Genomic DNA, 25,858 nt, shown 5'->3' with positions numbered 1-25,858 from the left:
TTTAATTTTAAATGCCTTAGTAAAGAAAGTGGTTATTTTTTAAGTTAATTTATATTTAAATTTGATTATTAAAATTAGAATGTATGAATGTAAAAAGAACAGCAGTAGTTACAGATTCTGGCAATGGGTTAGGAAGAACTTTTGCCAATACTTTACTTAAAAATGAGTACAACGTTATTCTAGCTGCAACCCAAGATAGTTTTGATAACCTGTCTATAGAGACAGATGATTTGCATAAATACAAATTAGTTAGAACAGATTTTACATCTGACGAAAGTGTTTTTGAGTTAAAAAACACAATTATTAATACATTTGGTCATTTAGATTTATTGTTTAACAATGTTGAAAAAGCTAATGGTTTTGGTCAGAAAATAGAACAAATAAATATTGAAGAGGTAAAATCTCTTTATGAGATGAATGTTTTTGCTGTAATGCGTACTGTAAAAATATTAAAATCTTTGTTTGAGAAAAGTGAAGACCCTAGAATTATTAATGTTACAAGCGCTATGGGAGACCTTAATAAAATGTCGGATGAGTCATTTTGTTATTCTAATTATTGTATGACTGCTTATGCTAGTTCAAAAGCAGCCTTAAATATGTATACACATTTACAGAGTAAAGAATTTAGTCCTTCAAGAATAAGTGTAAAAGGTTTTGATCCAATTGCTCTAAAAAATTGTACTCATAATTCAGTTGTAATTTGTAATGACGTTATGGATGAATTACTAGAGCTTATTAGTTATGAAAAAAAGAGTTAAATAAAATTTATACTTTTAAGTAAGTATAAAGTATAAAAGCCTTCGTTTCAAAAAACGAAGGCTTTTATATTCTAAGTTAAATATGATAAATTTAACTTTATATGCACACAAAATAAAGCACTCAGAAATTAAGAGTTTTTACTTTTTTTATTTTTACTTAATATATTTCGAATATGTTCTCCATCCCAATGTTTATCAAAGGTAACAATTCCTCTTTTAAAATCATCTTCCAATAATTGTTCTTGTTGTTCTAGTTCTTTTCTAACTTTAAAAATATAATTTTCATTTCTATTAGGATCTGCTGCTAATCTTTTTAAACTGGCTTCATCATATTTAATAAAGTTCTGTACCTGACGATTTAAGGTGTATTTTCTGAAACCTAATTTATTAAGAGCATCACTTGCTAATGCTAAAGAGGTATCTAATGATTCTCTGTAAATATTATTAACATTTAAATTAAGTAATTCATAAGCATCAAATCTACTTTTAGTTCTAACCATTAACTCAATATGTGGATACTTTCTTTTTACAATTTTTGAAATTGCTTTAGAAACAGAAACTTCATTAGTAGCGCAAATTAAAATTTTAGCCTCAGCTATTCCAGCAGACTCTAATAAATCTTCTCTTGTTGCATCTCCATAATATACTTCAAACCCCATTTTTCGTAGAAAATCAACACGATTAGAATCAAAATCTAAAATAGTTGTTTCTACACCATGTGAACGTAAAAAACGTCCAACAGTACTACCAAACTGGCCAAAGCCTACTAATATGACTTTTTGAGATTTAGCTATATGATCCATAGGTCGTTTAATAAATTCTTTGGTGCCAATTCTTGGAAGAATTAAACGTTCGTTTACTACTGTTAAAATAGGTGTTAAGGACATTGAAACTGCGGTAACCACTAACATTATGTCCATTTGCTCTTGTTCTAAAATATTAAGCTGAAAGGCGAAAGACAATAAAACAAAAGCGAATTCACCAACCTGAGCTAAACTAAAAGTAAGCAGTATATTTTGGTCTATTTTTAAATTAAAAATACGACCTGTAATAAATAAAACCAATGCTTTTATAATAATAATAACGAGCAAAATACCACTAATAGTTAACGGGCTATTCGCAATAACTACAAAGTTAATAGACGCACCAACCGCCATAAAAAAGAGTCCTAGTAAAAGGTTTTTAAATGGTTCTAGTGTGCTTTCTAGCTCGTGTTTAAACTCACTAGTGGATAAAACAACACCACCTAAAAAAGCACCTAATGCAGGGCTTAAACCAACAAATTCCATTAAGTATGAAATTCCAAAAACGATTAAAAAAGCAGAAGCTATTAATAACTCTCTAACGCCAGTTTTAGTTACTTTGCGTAACATTGGTACCACTATAAAACGACCAGCTAAAATAATAATCACAACAGAAAGTATAATTGCCAATGTTTGTAAACCAATAGGTAAACTTTGAATTAAAGTTGATGCTGAATGAGAAGCTTCATTACTTGTGTGTTCCGACGAATTACTTAATAGTGGTAAAGCACCAATCATAAATATTACAATGATGTCTTGAAATAATAGTATGGAAAAGGAGCTAGAGCCAAAAGTAGTATTCATTAGGCCTTTTTCTTTAATGGTCTGCAAAGCTATTGCGGTGGATGATAAAGCAACAGCCATACTAATGGCCAATGCTACTTGCCATTCGTAACCTATAAATGTAAACAATATATAAGTTAAGCCAATTGTTAAAGCGACTTGTATTCCCCCCATACCGAGAATAGTTTTTCGCATATTCCAAAAATTTTTAGGTTCAATTTCTAATCCTATTAAAAATAGCATTACAACTACTCCAAACTCAGCAAAATGTAGAATATCTTCACCTTCTTCACCAATAAAGCCAAGTACATATGGACCAATAAGTACACCAGCTAGTAGATAACCTATAACAGAACTTAACCCTAATCGTTTTGCTATAGAAACGCAAATAATAGCACCAGCAAGAAATACAATAGCTTCAAATAATAAATTTCCAGACATACCTTAGGTTGTTAAAATTTCTAAATCGTTAAGAAAAGAACAATTTGATAATTGCGTTGTATTAAAATCACCTTGTAGTAAATCTATTAATTGTTCGTACTGGTTGGTATAATCCAGTAAATCTTCATCAGATAAATTATGTGTACCCATTACTGCAAATGGAGATAAATAATTCATTCCACATAATTTAGCAGTTTGTTCATATGGTCTTAAAAACTCGTTAATTGTATAGGTATTATAACCCTCGGTACAATATACCTCTCGAGAACCGCCCGTGGTTATAACATTAAAAATAGTTTTGTTATGAAGTACTTTTCCTTCAGGACCATAAGCCCAATTAAACTCTAACACCAAATCTTTCCATTGTTTTAAAATAGCAGGGCTACTGTACCAATATAAAGGGTGATGCCAAATAATAATATCATGTTGGAGTAATAATTCTTGTTCACGCTGTATATTAATATGAAAATTAGGATAGTTTTCGTATAAATCATGAAAAGTTACATGCACTTTATTTTTTAAACGATTAACTAGAGTTGAATTAACTCTCGATTGTTCAAACTTTGGGTGGGCAAAAAGAATAAGTACTTTTTTCATGAGTTTATTTAGTTTTATGTTGGAAAATATGTTTTTTATGATTGTATTTTGATAAAGTTAATAATTTAAAATCATTGTTGTTTATGCTAAAAGCGCAAGAGTAATTTTTTTTAGTAATTATTAAGCTAGTTTATAAATTATAAAAATAAAAGCCACACAGAATGTTTTACATTTGGTGGCTCTTATATTTTTTTATTATGAAAATAAATTTATAACACTGTTATTTAGTGTTTTAGGTTTTTGTTAGTGAATTTTAAAGTCTCCGTTGCTTCTTATGTAGAGAATAGACTCTTTGTTGTTTTTTACAGCTATTGTATGTTTAGTTGCTTTTTTAGAACTAAAGTAGTTCCCTGCTTCAAGCACATTTATAACCTTATTATTTTCTATTTGATGCACTATTTTACCCTTTATTATTATAGCTCTAAAATTCTCGCTTAGGTTTTTAATATTACCTTTAAAACCAGCAGGTAATTTAACTAAAATAGCCTGAAGTTTATTGTTTTTATGTGTTTCCCATAAAAATGCAGTTTTAATATCACTTTTATTTGTAACCCAAGTAATATCGTTTGCATTTAACCATACGAGGTTGTGTTGGTCTACATTTATTGGTCGTTCACCATTATCAAAAGCTTCATCTGTAGGTTTTACTAAATATGGACCTTCTTGAATTTCAATATATGCTAAATTGTCTTCAGCATTGGCAGCAGTAATATGCGTTTCGCCTGCAGGCTGCATCCAAAAAGATCCTGTAGGTAACCATTGTTTTTTTGCGTTTTCATCATCGTTATGCAATAACCCTTTAATAACTACACCTCGATAAGTGACATTATGAATGTGTGGTGGAGATGAAAAACCTTTTTTAAATTTTACTAAAAAACCTGAAGGTTCGTTTTTGGTACGATCACCCCAAAGTTTTCCCGCAGCTGGACTTTTGTCTCCACGTAACGGATTAAGCCAGCTCCATTCTATTTGTTCAGTGGTTACTACTTCGTTTTTAGTCTTTGTGTGATCTATAGTTGAAGTCTGAGCATTGATTTTAACTGTAAACATTAAAAAAAATGAAGCTAAGAGGACAGTTTTAATCATTTTAATATTTTTAGATTTCTGTAAAAACTTCAGATTGTGACAATCTTGATTTAGGAGTTTTATCAGTAGAATTAAAGTCGGATTTTGCCCTGTATCCAATAGAAACAGCAACTAATGAGGTATAACCTTTTTCTCTTAAACCAAATTCTTCATCTAATGCTTTTACATCTATACCTTCCATTGGTGTGGCATCTATACCTAAACTTGCAACACCTAGCAAAAAACTTCCTACGTTAAGGTATACTTGCTTTTCCATCCAATGTTGAAGATCTTTTAAGTCATATTTATGAATATCTGCAAAGGTTTTAACGGCGCCTATAAATCCATTTTTAACATCTTCATTAGGAAATCGTCCATTTTTATCATCTACCTCCGCTATATATTTATAATAATCTTCATCAGCATTAGTCTTTACACAAAATAAAATAACAGCTGAAGCATTAGTTACTTTAGGTTCATTAAAGTGGAAAAAACCTTGAGTGCCTTTTGCAATACGTGCTTTACCCTCTCTAGTTTCAGCGATAATAAAGTGCCAAGGTTGAAGATTAACACTTGAAGGACTCATTTGTAGTAAATGTTTTACTTGCTCCATATTTTCTTTAGAAACTGATTTAGATGGATCAAATTCTTTTGTGGTATATCTCCAATTTAATATGTCTTTTAAATTCATTTTAATTGTTTTTTATTTGTTTAATTCAAACTATCAAAAGTATAGTGTCAAAAGTATTGATAGTTTAAGGTTTTTGCAATAACGGTCAAAAATGATAGTATGTTTTTTATGTTAAAAAACACTGTTAGCTACTATTTTTAATAGCTTTATAGGTAATGTTAAATTTACTATAAAAAGTAAAGTACGAATAAACTCTGTTTGAAGAAGTCGTAAGAATTTTGTTGGCTGCTATTGTTAAGTAGAGAGAAGTTGTTGTTAAAAAGGGAAGAGTATTAGAGTAATTTTACTGGTATTTTATAAAGTTACTATTCTACAGGCTTCAAACTCAATGTCCTTAAAACTATCTTGAGTCCATTCACTCAAACTTTTAAGAATTGGCAGTAAAGCTTCACCTTTTTCAGATAGTGAATATTCAACTCGTGGTGGTATTTCAGCATATTTTTTTCTAATTATGATACCATCTTCCTCAAGCTCTCTTAATTGTTCTGTTAACACTTTTTTTGATATAGTAGGAGTAAATATTAAGAGTTTTCCAAAGCGTAAACTTCCGTTTGCTAATAAGTAAATTAAAATAGGCTTCCACTTATTTCCAATTACGTTCATCGCGTGAACTAACGAACACACATTTGGATTATCAATTACTTTTCTTCCCATTAGTTACCATTTTGTAACCACTATTTAATGTGATTATATTATTTTGGTTTCAAAAATAAACTATTATTAGTTTCTTTGCAATACTAATTTAAAGTTTTATAAAAATGAAAAACATTTTAATCATTAATGGTCATCAATATTATCCATTTGCAGAAGGAAAATTAAATCAATCTTTTATTGAAAAACTATCAGCTCAATTAAAAGAAGCTAACTTAAATATAAAGATTACCGTAACTCAAAATGACTATAATGTAGATGAGGAAGTAGAAAAGTTCCTTTGGGCAGATGTTGTATTTTTACAAACGCCTTTAAACTGGATGGGAATTACTTGGTCGTTTAAAAAATATATGGATGATGTATTCACTGCAGGTATGATGGGGAAACTATCGCAAGGTGATGGTCGTACTTCTGAAGCACCAAAAAAGAATTATGGTTTAGGTGGTTTGTTAAACGGAAAATACATGATGTCAGTAACTGCAAATGCGCCTAAAGAGGCTTTTAACAATCCTGATGAGCCTTTTTTTGCTGGTAAAAGTGAAGAGGACTTGTTATTACCAATGCATCTCAACTTTAAATGGTTTGGTTTAGAACCTTTAAAAACATTTTTTGCTTACGACGTGATGAAAAATCCGGAGATTGAAAGCGACTTTGTAAGATTTGAAAAACATATTATTGAAGAATTACTTCAAAAAATATAATCCATTGAAAGTTTTCACGTTTAATAGAATACAACTAATACACATAAAATGAACAGACCAACACCAAAGCATACAGCACCAAATTTAACTTTTCCAGTATTAGATGGTAACGAATGGCAGATTAACAATCAACAACCAGAAAAATTTACTTTAGTGGTTTTTTACAGAGGTTTGCATTGCCCGTTGTGTAAAAAATATTTACAACAATTAGAAGAGTTATTACCAGAATTTAAAGAAAGAGGTGTTAACGTTGTTGCTGTAAGTATGGACTCTGAGTCTAGAGCACGCTTATCACGTCAAAAATGGGAGCTATCAGAATTAAAATTAGGGTATAACTTAGATTTAGAAACTGCTAAAAACTGGGGGTTATATTTAAGCAAAGGTATAAAAGATGGTGAACCAAACACATTTAGTGAACCAGGACTTTTTTTAATAGACAATAACGATCAAATCTATTATTCTGCTATGAATAGTAATCCTTGGGGAAGACCTTATTTACCTTCATTTGTAAAAGCTGTAGATTATATTGTGTCTTCAGATTATCCTGCAAGAGGCGAAATGTTATAAATTTGTAATATGAAATACACCGAAAAAACCTATTATTTCGATTATAATAGTTCAGTTATTGAAGATGTTATAAAAGACGTTAAGCATTTTACCTCTCAACAAGATATTATAGAGCAATTATATCTAAAGGTTAGAGATGGTTGGCGTTATTTACCTTTTAATATTGGTTTAACTAAAGAGCACTTTAAAGCTAGTAATATAGCAAAAAAGCCAGATGGACATTGCATTGATAAAGCTATTTTATACATTGCTTGTTTACGTGCCTTCAATATTCCAGCAAGATTACATTTAGCCAAAGTATCCAACCATATTGCTACAGAACGCTTAGAAAAAGTGATTGGAACTAATGAATTAGCTCCTCATGGTTTGGTAGATGTATTTTATAATGATAAATGGGTTAAATGTTCGCCTGCGTTTAATAAAGAACTGTGTGCCATTTACAATGTTGATGTTTTAGATTTTAATGGTGTCGAAGATGCAGTGTTGCAAGAATACAATAAAGACGACCATAAATTTATGACCTATATAGAAGATTATGGTCATTTTGATGATGTACCTTTGGAATTTATAAAGGAAACATTTAAATCAAATTATCCTAGTCTCTATGAAAAATTTAGAGATCAGGATCATATCAAAATATAAGAATGATTTGCAATCAGAACTAAGTCAAATACAAGCATTTTTTAACACCGAATACCCTCTGAATCAAGAAGGTTTAAAAGAATTATTCGGTTTATTTAAAGTTGAAAAAGTAGCTAAAGGCGAAATGCTTCTTGCTGCAAATACCACTGAAAATTATTTAAGGTTTCTTAATTCTGGTGTGGTGCGAGAGTATTATGCTACACCAGACAAGGAGACCAACATTAATTTTTATGCTGAACCACAATTTATCACAGACTTAAGTTCGTTTATTAATAATATCTCTACTAACAAAAATCAAGAATGCATAACAGAAGTAGAACTATTATCTGTTGAAAAAAGTGCCTTTAGAAAGCTGTTGGATAATTACGAATGCGGAAAATCGTTTATAGAAATTTCGTTTCAACGATTATTGAAACAAAAAGAACTTTTTGAATATAATCGTATTACTAAAACAGCAGATGAACTATACAAAGAGCTAATTATTTATAGACCTAACTGGCTAGACAATATTCCACAATACCACATTGCATCCTACCTAAATGTTACACCAGAAACTTTAAGTCGTATTCGAAAACGCATTTCTTGATTTGAATCAATGCTTAAGTGTAATACGTTTGTAACCTTTGCAAAAACATTTAAGCATTATGAAAATTCATCACTTTAGAAATGCCACAATGGTTATTGAAGCTAATAGTCATTTTATTTTAATAGATCCTATGTTAGGCTCAAAAGGATCTTTGCCTCCATTTACATTTTTTAGGTTCAAACCTGTTAAAAATCCTATTGTAGAATTACCAGAAATTAGTAAAACCTTTTTAGATAAAATTACGCATTGTGTTATAACGCACAACCATCCAGATCATATTGACAAACCTGCAGAAGATTTCTTAAAAGAGAAGAATATCCCTGTGTTTTGTAGTGTAAAAGATGAAAAAACATTTTCAAAGAAAGGTTTAAACATTGTAAAAACTATTGAATATTGGACTAAATCTGAATTTTTAGATGGTAGTATAGAAGGAATTCCGGCAAAACATGGTTATGGTTTTGTAGCCAAACCAGCAGGTAATGTTATGGGATTTTTTATACAATTACCTAATCAACCATCAATTTATTTAAGTAGCGATACTGTTTATACAGATACAGTAGATAAAGTTTTTAGAAACTATAAACCAGATATTAGCGTAGTTGCAGCAGGGTCGGCTCAGTTTGATATTTTTAAACCTTTATTAATGACTATGGATGATATTTTAAAATTTGCTAAAAATGCACCAGGTAAAGTCATCGCCAATCATATGGAGGCAGTAAATCATTGCCCTACAAGGCGTGAAGAATTGAGAGCAGAAGTGTTAAATTTAGATTTGTCTAAAAAAGTATATGTACCTGATGATGGAGAAACTATAAGTTTTTAAGGTTAGTTATATTAGTTAGTAAATATTTTAAATATGATTTTTTTATAAAACGTTTATTAAAAGAAATATCTTATGTGTAAAAAAATCATGAATTATCTAAAAAAGAAAAACGTAGCTAAAGAAATAGCTACGTTTTTTTAGTTCGTGTCAGTGTTATACTTTATTTCACAATAGTAAGTTCATCTACAATACGTTTAGCACCAGCATACTTATCAATTAACCAAAGTACATATCTAATGTCTACATTAATAGTTCGTTGTAGGTTTTTGTCAAAAATAACATCACCAGCCATCGCTTCAATATTACCATCAAATGCTAGCCCGATTAATTCACCTTTTCCGTTTAATACTGGAGAACCAGAGTTTCCACCGGTAATATCATTATCAGATAAGAAGTTTACAGGTAATTCACCTTTACTGTTAGCATATCTTCCGTAATCTTTTTTCTCATAGATATCTAACATATCTTTAGATAAATCAAACTCGCTATCGTTTGGCTTATATTTTTTAACCATTCCTTTTAACGTTGTGTAGTTGTTAATGCTAGCGTCGTTTCTAGAATCTTTAGGTAAAGCTCTTACTTTTCCGTAAGTTAAACGTAAAGTAGAGTTAGCATCTGGATATTTAATGTTACTTAGACCAGACTTACGTAAACCATCTACTAATAGTCTAAATGATTTTTGATAATCGTTTAATGGTTGTACTAAGTTTTCAGGTTGCTCTCTATACTTATCTAGTAATTGAGAAGATAAGATATATAAAGGATCGTTAGCTAACAATTCTTTATTAGGATATTTTAAGAAAGCCGTAGCACGCTCTTTAGATGTAAAAATACTTAATTCAAAAATAGAATTTACGTAGTCGTTAAAATTATCATCCTTAGCAATTTTAGCTACAATCTCTGGTAATTCGTAATTTGCTTTAGCTGAATATAACTTTAGTTGCTCAGTTAAAATTTCTTTTTCTAAAGGTAAATGATAATTTGTGTAGTTACTTTCTATAAAAGCATTCAATCGAGGCATTAAATTCTTACGAGCAGCTTCATTAGCATTAATATAAGACTCAAATCCTTTACCTATTTGATATGGTAAAACTGCAAATTTACTAGAACGTAATAATAACATTAAGTAGTTATCATGCTTTGCTTTGTTGTTGGTTAAGCTGTAGTAATTGTTTATGTTGGTAACAACATCTCCGTAAGTAGCTTTGTTAGACTTTTTGTTAGCCCATTTGTCAAATTTCTTTTCTACGTTACGTTTAGCCTCGGCAGTTTTATGAGCTGTTAAAGCATCAATCATACCTTGTCTGTTTTTCCAATAGTTGGCAATTCTAGCATATTGAGATGCATACATTAAATTGATAGATGCATCTTTATCCATGTATTTTTTCATTACATCCATGCTGAGTTTAGATCCTTCTACCCAAGCAGGATATGCGTAATTTACGTTTTGTTCGATTCCTTCTGCAGGCATCCAACGGTTTGTTCTACCAGGGTATCCTAAAATCATAGCAAAATCATTTTCTTTTACCCCTTTAATGTTAACAGGTAAGTGATATTTTGCTTTCAATGGCACGTTGTTTTCAGAATACTCTGCAGGGTTTCCTTCTGCATCTGCATATACTCTAAATAAAGAAAAGTCTCCTGTGTGACGTGGCCATTCCCAGTTATCAGTGTCTCCACCGTATTTACCAACTTTATCAGAAGGTGTACCTACTAATCGTACATCTTTATAATCTTCATATACAAAATAGTAATATTCATTACCTTGGAAAAAAGAACGTACAGAAACAGTGTATTTACCACCTTCGTTGTTTTCTTGTTCTATTTTTGCAATTTCTTTGTTAATAGCAGCTTCACGTTCTTTTTCTGTCATAGAATCGTTTACTTTAGATAAAATACGTTTAGAAACGTCATCCATTCTCACAAAGAATCTTACAAAAAGACTTTCTGGTTTAAGCTCGTCTTTTAATGTTTTAGCCCAGTACCCATTTTTAAGGTGATTTTGCTCTTCAGAAGATAATTCTGCAATGGCGTCATAACCACAGTGGTGATTTGTAAGTACTAATCCATTATCAGAAATAATACTAGCTGTACAACCACCGTTAAATTGAACGATAGCGTCTTTGAGACTTTGATTGTTGATACTGTAAATTTCTTCAGCGGTTAGTTGAAGTCCCATTTTTTGCATATCACGTTCGTTCAAACGCTTAATATGCATTAAAAACCACATTCCTTCATTAGCGAACAATGAAGCAGGTAGTAAGATTAAAAAAGCAATTAAAAAAAGACTTGTTTTTTTCATAATATAATTTGAATAATAAAAATTAGGTTGATTTTGTTTTTTAGTTTAGAATATCTTCTTTTAAAAAACATTAAGTTCTTTAATCAATTAAAGAATCAGCTCGTAAAAATACTCAATAATTTATTTTGTATAAGGAAGTAAACGTTAAAAAAATATAAGGATACGCATGTTAATTTTAGCATAATAGATAGCGTAGAAATGAGCTTTATAATAAAAAAATCCCTTACAAAACTAGACTTGTAAGGGATTGTTGTGGAGACGCCGAATATACTTTAGCTTAATTTTTATTTGTTAGTAAATCTTTGTATGTTGTTTAAAAACAGGGGTTTGGTGGCTTTTTTCATACCTTGTTAATAACTTTTTTACTAATAAGATATAAGAAAAAAATCAACGCCTTTATCAACGCGTATTATTTTAAAAATAAAAATTATGAAACAAACATTTTTTTTGAGAAAGCCAAAAGGAGAAAAAGAAACATTAATTCTATTTTCTTGTTATTTTAAAAATGAACAAAAGCAATTTGTTTATTCTACGAGAGAATCTATTCTTCCAAATTATTGGGATTTTGAAAATAAGAAGCCAAAAAATAAAGGGAAGAGTATATCAATAGATCAAAAACGCATAACTAGCATATTAAATAAGTATACAGATGAATTTTATACATTTCAGTCTCGTTGTGAAATGAGTAAAACAGAATTTACTAGTCAATTATTAAAAGAGCACCTAGATACAACCTTTAATAATTTGACATTAAGTCAAACTTCATTCTTTGAAGTTTATGACAAATTTACCGAGGAGAAAATAAAAAGGAAAGAATGGAAATATTCAACAATAAAGCGGTATAAAAATATTAAGAATTTATTACAAGAATTTGAAAAAGTTAAGAAGTACAAACTAACATTTAGTAAAATTAATAATACCTTTTATACTGAGTTTATTGATTTTTGTTATGAGTATAAAGATCACTATACCAACACATTTAATAGAAACTTAGGGCTATTTAAAACATTTATGTTCTGGGCTTTAAAAAAAGAACATACCTACAATAATAAGTTTGTTGATTTTAAGAAACCTAAAAGAGTTTTAACTAGAGAAGAAGCTTTGTCTTTTGAGGATATTAAAATACTCTATAACTTTACTTGTGAAGATGAAAGACTAAATAAAATTAAAGATGTTTTTATTTTTCAGTGTTTAACAGGAATGCGCTATGGGGAATTAAAAAGAGTAAATAAAAGAACAATTAATAATAATGGTTGTGTGATATTAAAGGAAGAAAAGGATAGTTCTAAACCGACTCGTGAAATTCCTTTAGTATCTATTTCACGATCAATATTAGAAAAGTATAATTATGAGTTACCGCTTATTTCTAATCAAAAACAAAATGATTATATCAAAGATATTTTAAAGGAAGCAGGGTTTACTCATGAGGTTGAATACACAAGAACTAAAGGAGTAGAACAACAAGTTTTTATAAAACCATTTTATGAGCGTATTTCTACTCATACTGCTAGAAGAACTTTTATAACCATTATGCGAAATAAAGGAATTGCCGATAAAACGATTATGAGCATTAGTGGTCACAAAGATTTGAAGACTTTTAACATGTATCATCAAGTTGATAACAACGCTAAAATTGATGCTGTTAAATCAGTGTTTGAGAATTTCAATAAAGATATATTGAATCAAGTTAACTAAGTGAAACAAGCAAAGACTTGAGGTAAGACTCTAAAATGACTTAATTAAAGTTTTGTTCAGCTTGAACGAGACAACGTAAATTCTTATATATAAAGGATTGTTTTTTAGTTTATTTAAAACTTTGTTCTAATCCCATCTCCCTAATTTTATCTAACCATTCATAAATCATAGTTTGGTTATATTTTTGATTTCCATTTTCATCTTTTTCTTTTTCCATTGCAATTGCTAACAAAGCATATTCATTTTCTAAAGAAGTACCAAAAACACCTTGATCATCTGTGTTAATAGATACAAATAATTGAGGACAATCTTTTACTTTTTTGAAATTAGTTTCTAAATGTAGGTTAAAGAAATTCTTTATAGGGTGCTTACTGTATTTATTAATAGTTCCGATTAAGTAATTAGATGTCGGGTTACACTCTATACCAATATTAAGTTTCTGTATATGTAGCTGATATTTTTTTTGAACACTTGCTACTAATTTTATATAATTCTCGGAAATTTCAAATTGTTTTATTTCTTTACCTTTCATTTTAATACTAGGATTAAAATGGTATTGTTGATATAAAAACTTAATGGTTTTGTCATTTCTTATATTACCTCTTTTGGGGTAAAAATGATTAATACGGCATCTTTCCCAATAAGTAATGTTGGGAATATCCTCTATATTTATATCTAGATTTTCTAGATATAAATATGGGTCATCACCCCTTAATTTCCATGCATCAAAGTAAACTTCATGTTTAAAGTGGATATTATAAAAAATAGAATTTTTATCAAATGAGCTTTGATAAATTTCTCTAAACAACGAGTCAAATAGTTTTTCTAATTTATATATTTCACTACTATGATTATTAATATTATATTTTCTAACTTTAGCTAGTAACCATGCTATATTATCTAATAGTATTTCTTTAGGTATTAATAATTTTTTACCCTTAAAATCAAAATACTCTTTAACATTTATCCCTAAAGCTAATGCGTGCCCTATTCTGTCACCTTGGTTTAGTTTTAAAAATTTTACAGCCTCATCTATGTATCTTAAACCATCAATTATATCATAGAAATCTTCTCCTACGTGGAATGTAGCATACAACTTATTCTCTATGATGTTTTTTTTCAAATGGTTGTATTTTCCGTTTAGCTTATGGTCTTTTAAATATCTGAATGCTTGTGCAAAAACTTCAGGTCTGGCATTAAACTCAGAAGAAGCAGCATCTATACCTCGAATTAATTTTGCTTTTTTCGAATAGGATTCTCTTAACTGAACTATAGCTCTCGATTGCCTCTTTATATCTTTTCTTGATTTATGATGTCTAGGTAGGACTTCTTGTGCTAATGTGTCTTTTGTGTTTTTTTCTTTAAACTTTATAAAGTGAATGGTATAAAAATGATTTTCTTTTGTCTCTTTATATTTGCCCAAAGCTTTAAGTACTGGGGTATTATAGTTAGTATGTTTTAATGCTTTTTTTTCACTGTTAATTTGATATTTTTTTAGCGCGTTATTTAAGTCCAATACAGAGTCTTTTGGAGCTATTCTAGTTTCAAAAGAAATGATTTTTTGAAATTTACGACTATCATTAATGGCCATTTGTAGCAGAGCAGTTTCATAAATAGTATTATCAGGTATAAAGTATTCTTTTCTATCTTGATAGGTAGAAAAATTAGAAAATCCAACTTTTTTATTTACTTGTATTAGTTCTGATCGAAATTGATTTTTAATAATAATATACGCATGTAATAATTTTTCTATTTCACTGCAAGACTCTTTTTGTGCATATATGTATTTAAAAGCATTATATAGTAATTTTCTTTCACCGTATACAATATAAGAACCTTTAAAGTTATAAGAATGCATATCTTTTGTTATGGCATAATCTGCTATATCATGACTTCCCTTATGGTAAAACTCATATCCGTGTAATTTTTTCTTTTCATTGATTTCACTTTGAATTTGCGATAGTTCAATTAATATTTCAAATGAACTATCACTATTAGAAATAGGAAACAACAATGGTTTGATTTCTGATAGATTGATTTCTTTTTCTTCAAATAATACCTGAAATAAAACTAACCGTATTTTTGATGCTTTATAAATAAGTATATCTATTTCCTTATGTTTATTATTAAATGAATAAGAGACTGTTCCATTTAATTTAATCTCTTTTTTTAACTTGTTAAGTTTTTTTGAATGGCCATTTATAGAATTCATTAATGAAATCCAAGATAATTCAAATATCGGTGCAGATCCTTTTAAGTGAAAATGATTTTCAGCTATACCTTTGCCTAACATATTCTTTAATCTATTGTTAGTAGAAAAAGCTACTGTTCTCCAAGAAAAAAACTCTCTATTTCTTTTAGAGCGATTATCCATGTAAGCAAAGTATGAGCAAGTAAACAAGTCTTCCCCTAAAATAAAAGACAACTCTCTCCAACGAAGTAAGTGTTTATAGGTAATAAAAGGTTCTTTATCTCGTTCTGTTAATACTTGTTTGTTAAAATGTGTTAATAAATTAAAGATTGATTTTTTGCTCTTTTCTTTTTGGTAAACATCCAATAACCAGTCAGAGTTTAACTTGGTGTATAAGTTTTCAATTTCATCAAAACTATAATTGTTAAAAAGAGATAGTCCTTGTTCTAAAAATCTTTTTTTTGAGAATAAATCATTTTCTAAGTTACCATTATACATTTCTTGAATAATAAAATCAGGACATGTATTGTTAAATATAGCTTCTATGGATCTTCTTAAATTATCCATGTCTAATTTATAGATTTTAATTCTTTTTGAATTCCAAAGAGGCCTTCTTCAAAATCTTGATCCATTATATAGCGCCAATTTTGAAGGTTTTCCCTAATAGGACTGTCTTCTTCAAAACTTTTAACTACAGAATTCATAGCTTGTTTAGCTCCTCTTTGAGAAAAATCACCATCTTCATCAAAATACCTTCTATATCTACCTAGAAGATATTTAGCCATACTGATATCTTCTTCTGTATAGTTACTTTTGATAAATTGATTATTGTAAATTTGATTTAAGATAATATCTAACCTCTCTGAGTTTTCATTATTATTCCAATATTTTAGTAGAGGATTATCGATAAAGTTATCGAATTTTATATCTAAAAAGTCGAATTTTTTTGTAATATTATTTAGAGCTTGGGTAAAAAAATTGTTAATGAATAGTTTTAACAAATCAGCAAAGTTTTCTGGAAGAGATACTTTGTACTTTGATTGAACTATTTTTATTTCTTCAATTAAAATAGAAATAAAGTAAGTGTTGAAGAATAGATGATAGTTGTCTAATTTATATTCGCTTAAGTTTTTGAATAGCTCGTTTTCTTTAAGGTTTATACCATCTATTCTATTATAAAATTGACTGGGTTGAATTATACCAATAATAAAGTTAGAAGCATTAAAAGTTGCCCAAGATTGAGAGTTTTTATTTTTAAAGGTAATTATATTTTTGTATAAAATTTCATTAGACTCTCTATACCTGTTGCTATGACCAGTGTTATAAATAAAAGAAGTGATCCAGATAAAATCAGATTCATTATGTATGTCATGAAAAACATCATCAAAATTATTAAAATAAAAATAGTCTCTATTTTTATTATCTGCTAATGATTTTCTAAACAAATTTGTTTTTTCATTAGTAATTGAATTTAGAAAAATAGTGTCGCTTAAACCTATTTCGTTTTTTTCTAAATTTAAAATATTATAATATGTTTCAATGAAGTTTAATTCTTTTAAGGATTGATAGTCAGAGGAGTTTATGTCTTCTTTATATCCATTAAAAACAATGTTTAGGTCGCTTAAGGAAACATTTTTATAATTATTTGTACGAGTAAGTTCCCTATATTTAGTGTTGAGAGGTAGTTTAAGTTTACCGCTATTAACCCAATTTATAAAATATTTATTTATACTAGAAAAAGAATCAGTTTTCAAAGACTCTAAAATACCTTGATTTGTTTTATTTAGAAAATATGATTTATTCGATAACAATAAATTTTTCAAATCTCTATAGGAGTTTTTAGAATCTAAATAAGAACAAACAGCATTTAATTCTCTAAGAGTTCTAGTCATAAAAACTTCTGTGTTAGGTAAGAACAATTTTGTTTTATTATATATTAATTTAGTAATTGCCTTCTGAATACTATTTGTTGATATTTTAGGGTCAGTGTTAATGATTGTTTCTTGATCATAATTTTGTATTGCAGTATTAACGGGAAGTCTTCTTGTTAAAGGAATTAACTTTTCAAGATATCTATTGGCCATGTCTTCAGGTGAGTCTGATAGTATCCCTTTATAGTTTGAAAAAGAAGAATATGTTTTTAATTCAATAGAGTCTTGAAGTTGTTCAATTTTACTAGCAATTAAAATAATTATGTTATTTTGAATTAAAAATTGACGAATATCTTCCAGCATATCAAAAGCTCCAGAAATATTTAAATCAAAATCGTCAATTGTTATTACTAGAGCTCCTTCTATTTTATTTTTTGTGTTATTAATGTTATATAATGCATACAAATATTCATTAACTAAATCTTTAAAATTATTTTTTAAGTTAGTCCCATAAGCTAAATCACTTAATGCTTCAATCGCTTCTTTATCATATACTTCAGATTTTCCATTGTGTACAACTTTGAGATTATTAAATACTTGTTGGAATTTTTTTATTAACTCCCTTTTATGATTATTTCTAATTTTATTTGGGCTGTTTTTTAAATCTATTTGAAATTTTGAAAACATTTTTGAAATTATTATTTCAAAAAGCTTATCATCATTTCGGAATAAAGAAGGATCTATAATATCTAAGCAAGCAAATTCGAAATTGGTTATATTATCAAAATCTTTAAAAAAAGAACTATTATTGGTTTTTAAACTATTAACAAAGGAAATCATTGAAGAACTTTTTCCAGAACCTCTCTCTCCTGTAAAAGCGATTAAATTGTTATAGTCTTCATTGCTAATGCTTTTATTAAGAGTGTTTTGTAGTTTGAAGTTTCGAATAATTTCATCTACACTATTTGCAGCTTGGTTATATACATCTTTAAAGATTGAATTATTAAATTTATCCGTATTTTCAATTTTGATTTTATATTCTTCGCCTTTATTTATTTCTAATGTCATAGTTTATATTTTAATATTAATTTTAAAATAATGTAAGATGTCGTTGCTTTAATTAGGAGTATTTAAAGTTTCTTTAAACGAAAAATCCTTTAAGCCTTCATCTATTAAATCTTTTAAAAGTTTTTTAATTCTATTAATTTGTGAGAGTTCCATATGGTTTTTTAAAGCTGGATGGAACAAAACTCTAAGTCCTTTATTGAAAGAAAAAATACTTTCAGTTATCATAAGGGTCTCTTTATAAGTGTTTTCAGTTATTTGTGTTTGAGGTAATGACAAGACGTTTTTATAATCTACATAAAGACCTTTATTCTTTAGCTCATTAAATAATTGTAGTTTGTATACTCTATCCGTAGCATCTATAATTGGCTCAACTGCTTTTACGAGATCAATAAAATCATTTACTAGATTATTTAACCAGTTAATTTTTGTTTTTAAAAGTTTAGAGGGCTTTTGTTCGTCATATTTTATCATTGATTTTACAATACCAGATCCCATTTCAATTAATTGGATAATTTGGTGTCTTATTTTATGATCAAAGAAAAATTTATGAGTTTCCTTAAGCTTGTAAACGTTATAGCCTTCGGAATGTAATAGTACTAAAATGGATTTGATTACCTCTTCTGAGCTTAAAATTAATAGAGAAGTAGCGGAACTATAAGATTTTCTGTTTTCAGCAATCAGAAGTGCATCTTTTTTTAATTGTAAAGCATTTTTATAAATAAGCTTATCAATGCCTTTCGATTCTTCTGAAGTTAAGTTGGGAAACTTTTTAATCATTTTTCTCTTTTTAGCCTTTTTTCATATTCAATTTTACCCTACATTTTTCTGATACAAATGTTCTTGAAAACCGATAAAGGTATTCCGTATGGTTGGTATGTCTCCTAAACTAGCTTTAGCGTCGGCAATACCTCCGTATTTTAAGATTAACAAATCTCCTAGTTTGGCATCATCGAGTTCATCTACCCCTTCTTTTACATATTGCTGCAATACAAAGTTTAAAAACTGTTGTTGCTCCTTATTATAATTTGAAAACTGAATTTTTGCTTTTTCAGCCCTGTTTAAACGAGGTACTAAATCGCTACTATAGCCAATATAATTTAGTACATCAAACAAATCGCTATCTTCACCATGTACAAGCTTACGTAGGTCTTCTAATTGTTCTGTTGAATAGCCTAAATCATTAAGTTCTTGCAGCAATTTTTTACGAGTAGAAGGTAAGCTCCATATTTTACGTAAATCTTCTTCGTCTTTAAATAGGGAAGGCATATCACCAAATAATTTTTTAATAAAAGCTTCTAAAGATATCGGTGTACCGTTAGGATCCCAAAAAGTAGTTTTTACCATAGAATCTAGCTCTCTTTTTTTTCCGTCAGATAAAACGATGCTAATCATCTTACTTTCTTCGGGTTCACAAATACACGGATCGTTACCACAAACATAACAAGGCTCGTCGGGTTCTTTAAGGCAGATGCAAGGTTTAGAGTTACAAACAGTACAAGGTTTCCCTGGTACTTTAGGTGTAGGTTCAACGGGATCTAGAGGTTCACCATCCCATTCTGGATCTTTAAAATGCTCATGTGCATTTACAAAGTCGTAAATGGTAAAATGCGATTTACCATCAAATAAACGCGTACCACGCCCTACAATTTGTTTAAACTCTATCATAGAGTTTACAGGACGCATGAGTACAATATTTCTCACTTCAGGAGCATCTACTCCTGTACTTAGTTTTTGAGAGGTAGTAAGAATGGTAGGTAGCGTTTTTTCATTGTCTTGAAAATCACGTAAATGTTGTTCTCCAATCTTGCCATCATCAGCGGTAACACGCTCGCAGTAATTGGCGTTTTTAGAGGTTTTATATTGATTGATTAAATCTCTAACGGCTGCAGCATGTATTTGAGTAGCGCAAAACACGATAGTTTTTTGCTGTTGATTAATCATGTTCATGAAGAGTTGTACGCGGTACTCTTCACGAGCTTTTATTTCTATAATTCTATTAAAATCCTGTTCGGTATATTCTCTCGTTGTATCTACATCACCACCAATAACTTCATCATCTTCTGTAAAGGTGTAAGAGTCTATAGTAGTTTGTATTTCCTTTACCTTAAAAGGCGTTAAAAATCCGTCATTAATACCTTCTTTTAAAGAATAGGTGTATACAGGTTTTCCAAAATAATCGTAGGTATCTATATTGATATCTCTTTTAGGAGTAGCAGTGAGTCCTAATTGTACTGCGGGACTAAAATATTCTAAAATAGCACGCCAAGTACTTTCATCTTTTGCACCTCCACGGTGACATTCATCAATAATTATAAAATCGAAAAAATCTTTTGGGTACTGACCAAAATAAGGTGTTTCATCGTCACCCGACATAAACGATTGAAAAATGGTAAAAAACACATTACCATTGGTAGGTACTTTTCCTTTCTTTTTAATATCAGACGGACGAATACGTACCAAAGCATCATCTTCAAAATCTCCAAAAGAGTTAAAGGCTTGGTCTGCTAACAAATTTCTATCGGCTAAAAATAAGATTCTCGGCGCACGTGAAGCATCCCGTTTTAAATTCCATTTGGCATGGAATAACTTCCAGCAGATATGAAAAGCGGTAGCAGTTTTACCTGTACCTGTTGCCATGGTTAATAAAATACGGTCTTTACCTGTAGCTATGGCATCTAAAGCATTTAAAGCAGCGTTGTGTTGGTAATAACGTGGTAAATATTTTCCTTTAAAGCGATGAAAAGGGATGTCGTCAAAACGGGTTTTCCAATCGGCAATTTCAATTTTATAAGGTTCTATAGGAGTAGGGAAGGTCATTTCCCATAACTCATCAGGTGTGGGGTAGTGAGTAACATCACCCTCGGCACCCTCTTGCATGTCTACTCCATAAATTTTTAACCCATTAGTTGCATAGGTAAAACGGATGTTTAAACGTTCGGCATAATCTTTCGCTTGTCCCAAACCATCGGTGTAGTATTTGTTTTTTGTTTTGGCTTCTATTACTGCTAAACGGCGGTTTTTATATTCCAATACATAATCTGCCGATAGCTTACTAGCACGTTTGTTTTTACCAATAATACGCCCCTCAGTAATAGGGAACTCTACACGTATTCTACTACCCGTGATTTCACCCCAACCTGCTTTTTTTAGGGCAGGGTCTATATACTCTAGTCTGGTTTGGGCTTCGTTCATATAGCAATTTCTTTTTGGGTTAGTTCACCTGCAAAGGCTTTTTGTAAAATGGATTTTTTGAGTTCTTCTAAAGAATCTATTTTCTTCAAGTATTGAGACTCAATTATCTCAACTTTATTCTTAATTTCTTCACATACCGTAACGATTTTATTTTGGCTTTTTAAATCTGGTATTGGCATGGTCATTTTTAGTAAGTCATTTTTAACTAAACTTGGACGTCCAGAACCTTTATCCCTTTTAGTAAAATCATAACTAAGGCAAAAGAAGTACAAAAACCTTTTATTCAACCCTTCTAAAGCATGTAAGCCAAAAGCCGTATCAACATTCCAAAATCTTGTTTCTATATACATCGGATTATTAATAGTTCCTTTTCGGCCTATAATAGTAGTGCCTGCTTCACAAATATACTTGTTAGCATATGCCATTACCTTACCAGCACTACCTAAAATTGGATACTTTCCATTAGGTGATTCTACTTCTTTTTGATTTCTTCCGCTTCTAATTTCTAATACCTCTTTCCATGTTTTTTCTTCCCAACCTTCACCAGTTTGGCTAAAAATTTGGTTGAGTTTAGACTGAAACAACTCTTTAGCGTTTTCAATATTTTTTTCAATATTGACCTTAGCTTGGTCTATAGCAGCAAAGGCTTGGTCTAGTATCTCAACGATTTGTTGTTGTTCAGATAAATTAATAAGAGGAAACTCTACATTTTTATAATCTTTATAATAAACGTGAGGAATAGTACTTCCTGTTCTATATTTTTCAAAATCTAAACCTAACAAAAAATACTTAACAAAATCTATATCATACCCAGGTTTAGGAATGATATACTGCATAGTTGCTACAATTGAAGATTTTGCAGGGTGTCTAGATACCCTACCAATTCCTGCCCCATCTTTTATTATGGCTAGATATTCTTCCTCTTGATGAAAAAATGATACATTCTTTGCAAATCCTTTAGCCCCAAATACAGGATAATTACCATCATCATTCTTTATTTTGTTCAATGATATATTGGACGAACCCTTAGTTACTGCATCATCTAAAATTCCATAATCCCATTCTTTATTCATATCATCTCTTTTATTGATTTAAGAATAGAATTAGTTTCGACATCCAAACTTTCCATTTCAGCAAGAATCACTTCAGGCTCGCGTAAGGGAGCTTCTTCTGGAGTATTAGGGTTTTTAACACTAAGGTCAAACGTTTCGGTATCTACCTCAGCTATCTTTACATTCCAAGATTGTTCTGTTTCAGGTTTGCTTTCTTGAAGTTTTACAAATTCAGCTAAATCTTTATCGTTTAACGGATTGGTTTTCCCCATATTTCTACCTGGGTCTAACTGATAATACCAAATATTTTTGGTTGGCTCTCCTTTAGTAAAAAAGAGCGTTACTGTTTTTACACCAGCACCCAAGAACGTACCACTTGGCATGTCTAAAATAGTATGCAGGTTGCAGCTTTCTAATAACAACTTACGTAAACTTATAGAGGCATTGTCGGTATTACTCAACACGGTGTTTTTAATAACGATGGCAGCACGTCCGCCCGCTTTTAAGCTTTTAATAAAGTGCTGCATAAACAAGAAAGCGGTTTCTCCTGTTTTAATATCAAAATTTTGTTGTACTTCTTTACGCTCTTTTCCTCCAAAAGGTGGGTTCGCCAATATAACGTTGTAACGGTCTTTTTCTTGGATGTCGCGTATGTTTTCACCCAAGGTATTGGTATGGATAATATTGGGTGCTTCTATACCGTGTAGTATCATGTTCATAATGCCAATAACGTACGCCAAGTTCTTCTTTTCTTTACCGTAAAAAGTTGACTCTTGTAAGGTTTTCAAGTTATCGGTGTTTTTTTCCATGCGTTCGTACATGTACTCGTAGGCTTCACATAAAAACCCACAAGAACCCGCAGCACCATCGTACACCGTTTCACCCATTTGAGGATTAATCACCTGAATCATGGCTCTAATTAATGGGCGAGGGGTGTAGTATTGTCCACCATTACGACCTGCATTCCCCATGTTTTTAATTTTGGTTTCGTACAGGTGGCTTAGTTCGTGTTTGTCTTTAGAAGTTCTAAACGGAAGCTCATCGGCATACTCTAAAATTTCACGTAGGTTATAGCCCGATTGAATTTTGTTTTTAAGTTCAGAGAAAATTTCTCCAATCTTATATTCAATGGTCTGAGGATGTTCGGCAGTATTTTTAAATTCTGCTAAGTAAGGAAACAATTCACCGTCCACAAACTGTACTAAATCTTTACCTGTTAAAGCTACATGATGGTCTAGTTTACCATCAGCATCTTTAGGCATTGCCCAATTACTCCAACGATATTCTTCTTTTAAAATAAAGGTGTAGTCTTTGTCTTCTAAGGCGGCTTCATCAGCTTTATCTTGCTCTAGTTCATCTAAATAACGTAAGAACATCACCCAAGAGGTTTGCCCAATATAATCTAATTCACTATCTGCTCCTGAGTCTTTGTAAAGGAGGTCGTCTATATTTTTAAAAGTTTGTTCGAAACTCATTTATTTGTATTACTTTATGTATGGGTACAAGCAAATTTATTAAATCTTGAATGTACTAAAATGTATGCAAATATAATTATGGATTTCCATAATTATATAATTGTAGATTAGTAAAAGGACACAGGGAAAGAAAGAGCGAAATAGTTGTATTCTTAGTATTCAAGAATAAAGGTTTTTTTTCTTCCTCTTTCTAATTCTGTTTCGGTAATTTTTGTAATTCTATTATTAGAATCGTATTCAATACCGTAATCATATTCGGAAACTCCTATTCTTTTAGCTTTTTTTACAATTCTTTTACTTACAACATTGTTTTTTGAAGGAATTAAATGTAAGGTTACTATTTTCATAGGCTTATCTAAAATAGAATTAACAAAATGTTTATCTCCATAAAAACCTTTCATAATAGAATAGTTAATGTTAGTAGTGTTATCGTATGTGAACTTCACTAAATATTGTTCTTTCTTGTTTTTTATATTAGAATGGTAGGATACTATGTTTCCATTTTCAAATGTAAACTCATCAATACGATCTCTACTCCTTATTTTTGATTTTTCTTCTGTTATTTTTAAGATATTGTTTTTCATCTCAAAGATTTCTTTGGTGAAATAATCTCCATTGTATCCAGTATGTTTAGTAATTTTAGTAATGAAGAAATCATTATCATTATTCTTTAGATACTCAAACTTAGCTTCTCGTAGTATTTTGTTGTCAACTTTACTTATTATACTAGTTATATAACCTTTTTCGTCATAAGAGAAGCTTTCAGAATACTTACTTTTATCGTTTACATTTATATAATACAATGAAGAAAGAGTGCCTTTGTTGTTATACTCAAAAAATGTAGTGCTATAACCAATGTCTATTGATTTTAATTTACCGTTTTCAAATCCGTAATTAGTCGTGGAGTGAGGGAGGATTTGTTTAATTTTTTTAAATTTTACATTGGAATTTTCTTGACAATATATTTTGCCAAAAGCTAAAAAAATAATTATTAATGGTAATTGTTTAAACATAAATGTTGTTTTTAATGGTTATGGTATATGAAAATTTGTGTTTATATTGAAGTGATTTAATATTAAGTACCCCTTAGCTTTACCTCAGTTTTTTGTTGGCATTTCTTCTTTCAATTTCTTGATTTACAGGGTTTATTTTAAATTTTGTCAAAAGCATATTCAGCTTGTTCTCTCATTACTGTATTACTTTTTTTCATTTTGTGAATAATTACAATCCAATTCCAAGTGTTATAAGGTTTTTCGTTTATGTTTATCCCATTTACTCCATCCTCTATTTTCAAACAAACTTTATAATTAGGTTCGTTTTTTCTTCTTAGAGAATTGTATTTTTTGTTAGCAAGATGACTTAATAATCTTTTTTTAGTATTATAAGAGTGACCTCTGTATATTGCTTTATGTTTTTTATATTCAAAAAGACATTTGTTATTCCCGAAAACATAATCTGTTAAAATCACATAAAAACTTGAACCTATAATTATTCTGTCTAAATGTAGCTCGTTATTTATTTCAATAATTTGAATTTCATTATTAGGAGTCAAATAGTCAACCTCCTTGAAGTATTCAATTAAATCTTTCTTTATAAAATTAATTATTTCGGATAATTGAGAAGTGTATTTTGAAATTTGTTCTTTCAAACTGAAATATTATAACTTATTATTATGATGTTTGTGTTATATCAGAAAAGTCGATATAAATCTTATCATTATATTCCATTTCGTCAATTTCGATTTCAATCATATTGTCTAAAAACCCTAAAACAGTCCAATATAAATTATAATTATTTATACCTTCTCTTTCAAAGTATACTTTATCCCCAATCTTGATATTACTTGAATTATATTTACTCATATTTTTTTTCTTAAATGAATGCCAAGTCTCGTATAAGAATAG

General features: G+C 29.7%; 22 protein-coding genes. 7 read left to right on the top strand and 15 right to left on the bottom strand.

Annotated features, from left to right (window positions below):
* The first annotated feature begins 83 nt into the window (after positions 1–83).
* Positions 84–758, top strand: coding sequence for an SDR family NAD(P)-dependent oxidoreductase (locus ABMY20_RS01020; protein WP_349264406.1), 675 nt, complete (start codon positions 84–86; stop codon positions 756–758).
* 128 nt (positions 759–886) lie between these two features.
* On the opposite strand, the gene ABMY20_RS01015 is transcribed toward ABMY20_RS01020, so the two are convergent.
* The 5 genes from ABMY20_RS01015 to ABMY20_RS00995 all read right to left on the bottom strand — a co-directional run bounded on the left by ABMY20_RS01015 (position 887) and on the right by ABMY20_RS00995 (position 5,792).
* Complete coding sequence (locus tag ABMY20_RS01015; protein ID WP_349264405.1) at positions 887–2,785, bottom strand: monovalent cation:proton antiporter-2 (CPA2) family protein; 1,899 nt, start codon at positions 2,783–2,785, stop codon at positions 887–889.
* A 3-nt stretch (positions 2,786–2,788) separates the two neighbouring features.
* Positions 2,789–3,382 (bottom strand): NAD(P)H-dependent oxidoreductase, encoded by a 594-nt coding sequence (locus ABMY20_RS01010; RefSeq protein ID WP_047788399.1) that lies wholly within the window; start codon positions 3,380–3,382, stop codon positions 2,789–2,791.
* 243 nt (positions 3,383–3,625) lie between these two features.
* Positions 3,626–4,468, bottom strand: a complete 843-nt coding sequence (locus tag ABMY20_RS01005; protein WP_349264404.1) for a DUF4437 domain-containing protein — start codon at positions 4,466–4,468, stop codon at positions 3,626–3,628.
* Between the two features lie 10 nt (positions 4,469–4,478).
* Positions 4,479–5,138 carry an oxygen-insensitive NAD(P)H nitroreductase gene (nfsB, locus tag ABMY20_RS01000; RefSeq protein ID WP_159489972.1) on the bottom strand — a complete coding sequence of 220 codons (660 nt, stop codon included), beginning with the start codon at positions 5,136–5,138 and terminating at the stop codon, positions 4,479–4,481.
* A 294-nt stretch (positions 5,139–5,432) separates the two neighbouring features.
* Positions 5,433–5,792 carry a helix-turn-helix domain-containing protein gene (locus ABMY20_RS00995; protein ID WP_047788396.1) on the bottom strand — a complete coding sequence of 120 codons (360 nt, stop codon included), beginning with the start codon at positions 5,790–5,792 and terminating at the stop codon, positions 5,433–5,435.
* 104 nt (positions 5,793–5,896) lie between these two features.
* Between ABMY20_RS00995 and ABMY20_RS00990 the strand changes: the two genes are divergently transcribed.
* The 5 genes from ABMY20_RS00990 to ABMY20_RS00970 are packed head-to-tail and all read left to right on the top strand — an operon-like array spanning position 5,897 to position 9,108.
* Positions 5,897–6,490 (top strand): NAD(P)H-dependent oxidoreductase, encoded by a 594-nt coding sequence (locus ABMY20_RS00990; protein WP_349264403.1) that lies wholly within the window; start codon positions 5,897–5,899, stop codon positions 6,488–6,490.
* A 48-nt stretch (positions 6,491–6,538) separates the two neighbouring features.
* Entirely contained in the window at positions 6,539–7,057 is a 519-nt protein-coding gene (locus tag ABMY20_RS00985; protein WP_159489978.1) for a peroxiredoxin-like family protein, read from the top strand.
* Positions 7,058–7,066: 9 nt separating this feature from the next.
* A complete protein-coding gene (locus ABMY20_RS00980) occupies positions 7,067–7,699 on the top strand; it encodes a transglutaminase family protein (RefSeq protein WP_159613127.1) in 633 nt (210 codons plus the stop codon).
* Positions 7,700–7,706: 7 nt separating this feature from the next.
* The gene (locus ABMY20_RS00975; protein WP_073182651.1) at positions 7,707–8,285 is read left to right on the top strand and encodes a Crp/Fnr family transcriptional regulator; all 579 of its coding nucleotides are present in this window, start codon (positions 7,707–7,709) and stop codon (positions 8,283–8,285) included.
* A 58-nt stretch (positions 8,286–8,343) separates the two neighbouring features.
* On the top strand, positions 8,344–9,108 hold the full coding sequence (locus ABMY20_RS00970) for an MBL fold metallo-hydrolase (protein ID WP_073181528.1): 765 nt from the start codon (positions 8,344–8,346) through the stop codon (positions 9,106–9,108).
* Positions 9,109–9,268: 160 nt separating this feature from the next.
* On the opposite strand, the gene ABMY20_RS00965 is transcribed toward ABMY20_RS00970, so the two are convergent.
* Complete coding sequence (locus tag ABMY20_RS00965) at positions 9,269–11,410, bottom strand: S46 family peptidase (protein WP_281979704.1); 2,142 nt, start codon at positions 11,408–11,410, stop codon at positions 9,269–9,271.
* A 429-nt stretch (positions 11,411–11,839) separates the two neighbouring features.
* On the opposite strand from ABMY20_RS00965, the gene ABMY20_RS00960 reads away from it, so the two are divergent.
* Entirely contained in the window at positions 11,840–13,105 is a 1,266-nt protein-coding gene (locus tag ABMY20_RS00960; protein ID WP_349264402.1) for a tyrosine-type recombinase/integrase, read from the top strand.
* A 109-nt stretch (positions 13,106–13,214) separates the two neighbouring features.
* Here ABMY20_RS00960 and ABMY20_RS00955 read toward each other — a convergent pair whose 3' ends face one another.
* From ABMY20_RS00955 to ABMY20_RS00915, 9 genes are all read right to left on the bottom strand, one after another.
* On the bottom strand, positions 13,215–15,863 hold the full coding sequence (locus ABMY20_RS00955) for a hypothetical protein (RefSeq protein ID WP_349264401.1): 2,649 nt from the start codon (positions 15,861–15,863) through the stop codon (positions 13,215–13,217).
* A gap of 2 nt (positions 15,864–15,865) precedes the next feature.
* Positions 15,866–18,235, bottom strand: a complete 2,370-nt coding sequence (locus ABMY20_RS00950; protein ID WP_349264400.1) for a hypothetical protein — start codon at positions 18,233–18,235, stop codon at positions 15,866–15,868.
* 48 nt (positions 18,236–18,283) lie between these two features.
* A complete protein-coding gene (locus ABMY20_RS00945; RefSeq protein ID WP_349264399.1) occupies positions 18,284–19,012 on the bottom strand; it encodes an AbiV family abortive infection protein in 729 nt (242 codons plus the stop codon).
* 33 nt (positions 19,013–19,045) lie between these two features.
* Complete coding sequence (locus ABMY20_RS00940) at positions 19,046–21,427, bottom strand: DEAD/DEAH box helicase family protein (RefSeq protein WP_349264398.1); 2,382 nt, start codon at positions 21,425–21,427, stop codon at positions 19,046–19,048.
* Positions 21,424–22,500, bottom strand: a complete 1,077-nt coding sequence (locus ABMY20_RS00935; protein WP_349264397.1) for a restriction endonuclease subunit S — start codon at positions 22,498–22,500, stop codon at positions 21,424–21,426. The genes ABMY20_RS00940 and ABMY20_RS00935 overlap by 4 nt, the downstream gene beginning before the upstream one ends.
* Positions 22,497–23,954, bottom strand: coding sequence for an N-6 DNA methylase (locus tag ABMY20_RS00930; protein WP_349264396.1), 1,458 nt, complete (start codon positions 23,952–23,954; stop codon positions 22,497–22,499). The genes ABMY20_RS00935 and ABMY20_RS00930 overlap by 4 nt, the downstream gene beginning before the upstream one ends.
* Positions 23,955–24,106: 152 nt before the next feature.
* On the bottom strand, positions 24,107–24,967 hold the full coding sequence (locus tag ABMY20_RS00925) for a hypothetical protein (RefSeq protein ID WP_349264395.1): 861 nt from the start codon (positions 24,965–24,967) through the stop codon (positions 24,107–24,109).
* A gap of 137 nt (positions 24,968–25,104) precedes the next feature.
* Positions 25,105–25,602, bottom strand: coding sequence for a hypothetical protein (locus ABMY20_RS00920; protein WP_349264394.1), 498 nt, complete (start codon positions 25,600–25,602; stop codon positions 25,105–25,107).
* Between the two features lie 22 nt (positions 25,603–25,624).
* Positions 25,625–25,816, bottom strand: coding sequence for a hypothetical protein (locus ABMY20_RS00915; RefSeq protein WP_349264393.1), 192 nt, complete (start codon positions 25,814–25,816; stop codon positions 25,625–25,627).
* Between the last annotated feature and the right edge of the window lie 42 nt (positions 25,817–25,858).

The sequence above is a fragment of the Tenacibaculum sp. SSH1-16 genome (assembly GCF_040104435.1).
GTDB lineage: Bacteria > Bacteroidota > Bacteroidia > Flavobacteriales > Flavobacteriaceae > Polaribacter > Polaribacter mesophilus.
This window is presented reverse-complemented; position numbering and strand designations above follow the sequence as displayed.

Bases quoted from the DNA above. Each gene is read 5' to 3' on its own strand.
- ABMY20_RS01020 (WP_349264406.1), top strand. From the start codon at position 84: ATGAATGTAAAAAGAACAGCAGTAGTTACAGATTCTGGCAATGGGTTA.
- ABMY20_RS01015 (WP_349264405.1), bottom strand. From the start codon at position 2,785: ATGTCTGGAAATTTATTATTTGAAGCTATTGTATTTCTTGCTGGTGCT.
- ABMY20_RS01010 (WP_047788399.1), bottom strand. From the start codon at position 3,382: ATGAAAAAAGTACTTATTCTTTTTGCCCACCCAAAGTTTGAACAATCG.
- ABMY20_RS01005 (WP_349264404.1), bottom strand. From the start codon at position 4,468: ATGATTAAAACTGTCCTCTTAGCTTCATTTTTTTTAATGTTTACAGTT.
- nfsB (WP_159489972.1), bottom strand. From the start codon at position 5,138: ATGAATTTAAAAGACATATTAAATTGGAGATATACCACAAAAGAATTT.
- ABMY20_RS00995 (WP_047788396.1), bottom strand. From the start codon at position 5,792: ATGGGAAGAAAAGTAATTGATAATCCAAATGTGTGTTCGTTAGTTCAC.
- ABMY20_RS00990 (WP_349264403.1), top strand. From the start codon at position 5,897: ATGAAAAACATTTTAATCATTAATGGTCATCAATATTATCCATTTGCA.
- ABMY20_RS00985 (WP_159489978.1), top strand. From the start codon at position 6,539: ATGAACAGACCAACACCAAAGCATACAGCACCAAATTTAACTTTTCCA.
- ABMY20_RS00980 (WP_159613127.1), top strand. From the start codon at position 7,067: ATGAAATACACCGAAAAAACCTATTATTTCGATTATAATAGTTCAGTT.
- ABMY20_RS00970 (WP_073181528.1), top strand. From the start codon at position 8,344: ATGAAAATTCATCACTTTAGAAATGCCACAATGGTTATTGAAGCTAAT.
- ABMY20_RS00965 (WP_281979704.1), bottom strand. From the start codon at position 11,410: ATGAAAAAAACAAGTCTTTTTTTAATTGCTTTTTTAATCTTACTACCT.
- ABMY20_RS00960 (WP_349264402.1), top strand. From the start codon at position 11,840: ATGAAACAAACATTTTTTTTGAGAAAGCCAAAAGGAGAAAAAGAAACA.
- ABMY20_RS00955 (WP_349264401.1), bottom strand. From the start codon at position 15,863: ATGGATAATTTAAGAAGATCCATAGAAGCTATATTTAACAATACATGT.
- ABMY20_RS00950 (WP_349264400.1), bottom strand. From the start codon at position 18,235: ATGACATTAGAAATAAATAAAGGCGAAGAATATAAAATCAAAATTGAA.
- ABMY20_RS00945 (WP_349264399.1), bottom strand. From the start codon at position 19,012: ATGATTAAAAAGTTTCCCAACTTAACTTCAGAAGAATCGAAAGGCATT.
- ABMY20_RS00940 (WP_349264398.1), bottom strand. From the start codon at position 21,427: ATGAACGAAGCCCAAACCAGACTAGAGTATATAGACCCTGCCCTAAAA.
- ABMY20_RS00935 (WP_349264397.1), bottom strand. From the start codon at position 22,500: ATGAATAAAGAATGGGATTATGGAATTTTAGATGATGCAGTAACTAAG.
- ABMY20_RS00930 (WP_349264396.1), bottom strand. From the start codon at position 23,954: ATGAGTTTCGAACAAACTTTTAAAAATATAGACGACCTCCTTTACAAA.
- ABMY20_RS00925 (WP_349264395.1), bottom strand. From the start codon at position 24,967: ATGTTTAAACAATTACCATTAATAATTATTTTTTTAGCTTTTGGCAAA.
- ABMY20_RS00915 (WP_349264393.1), bottom strand. From the start codon at position 25,816: ATGAGTAAATATAATTCAAGTAATATCAAGATTGGGGATAAAGTATAC.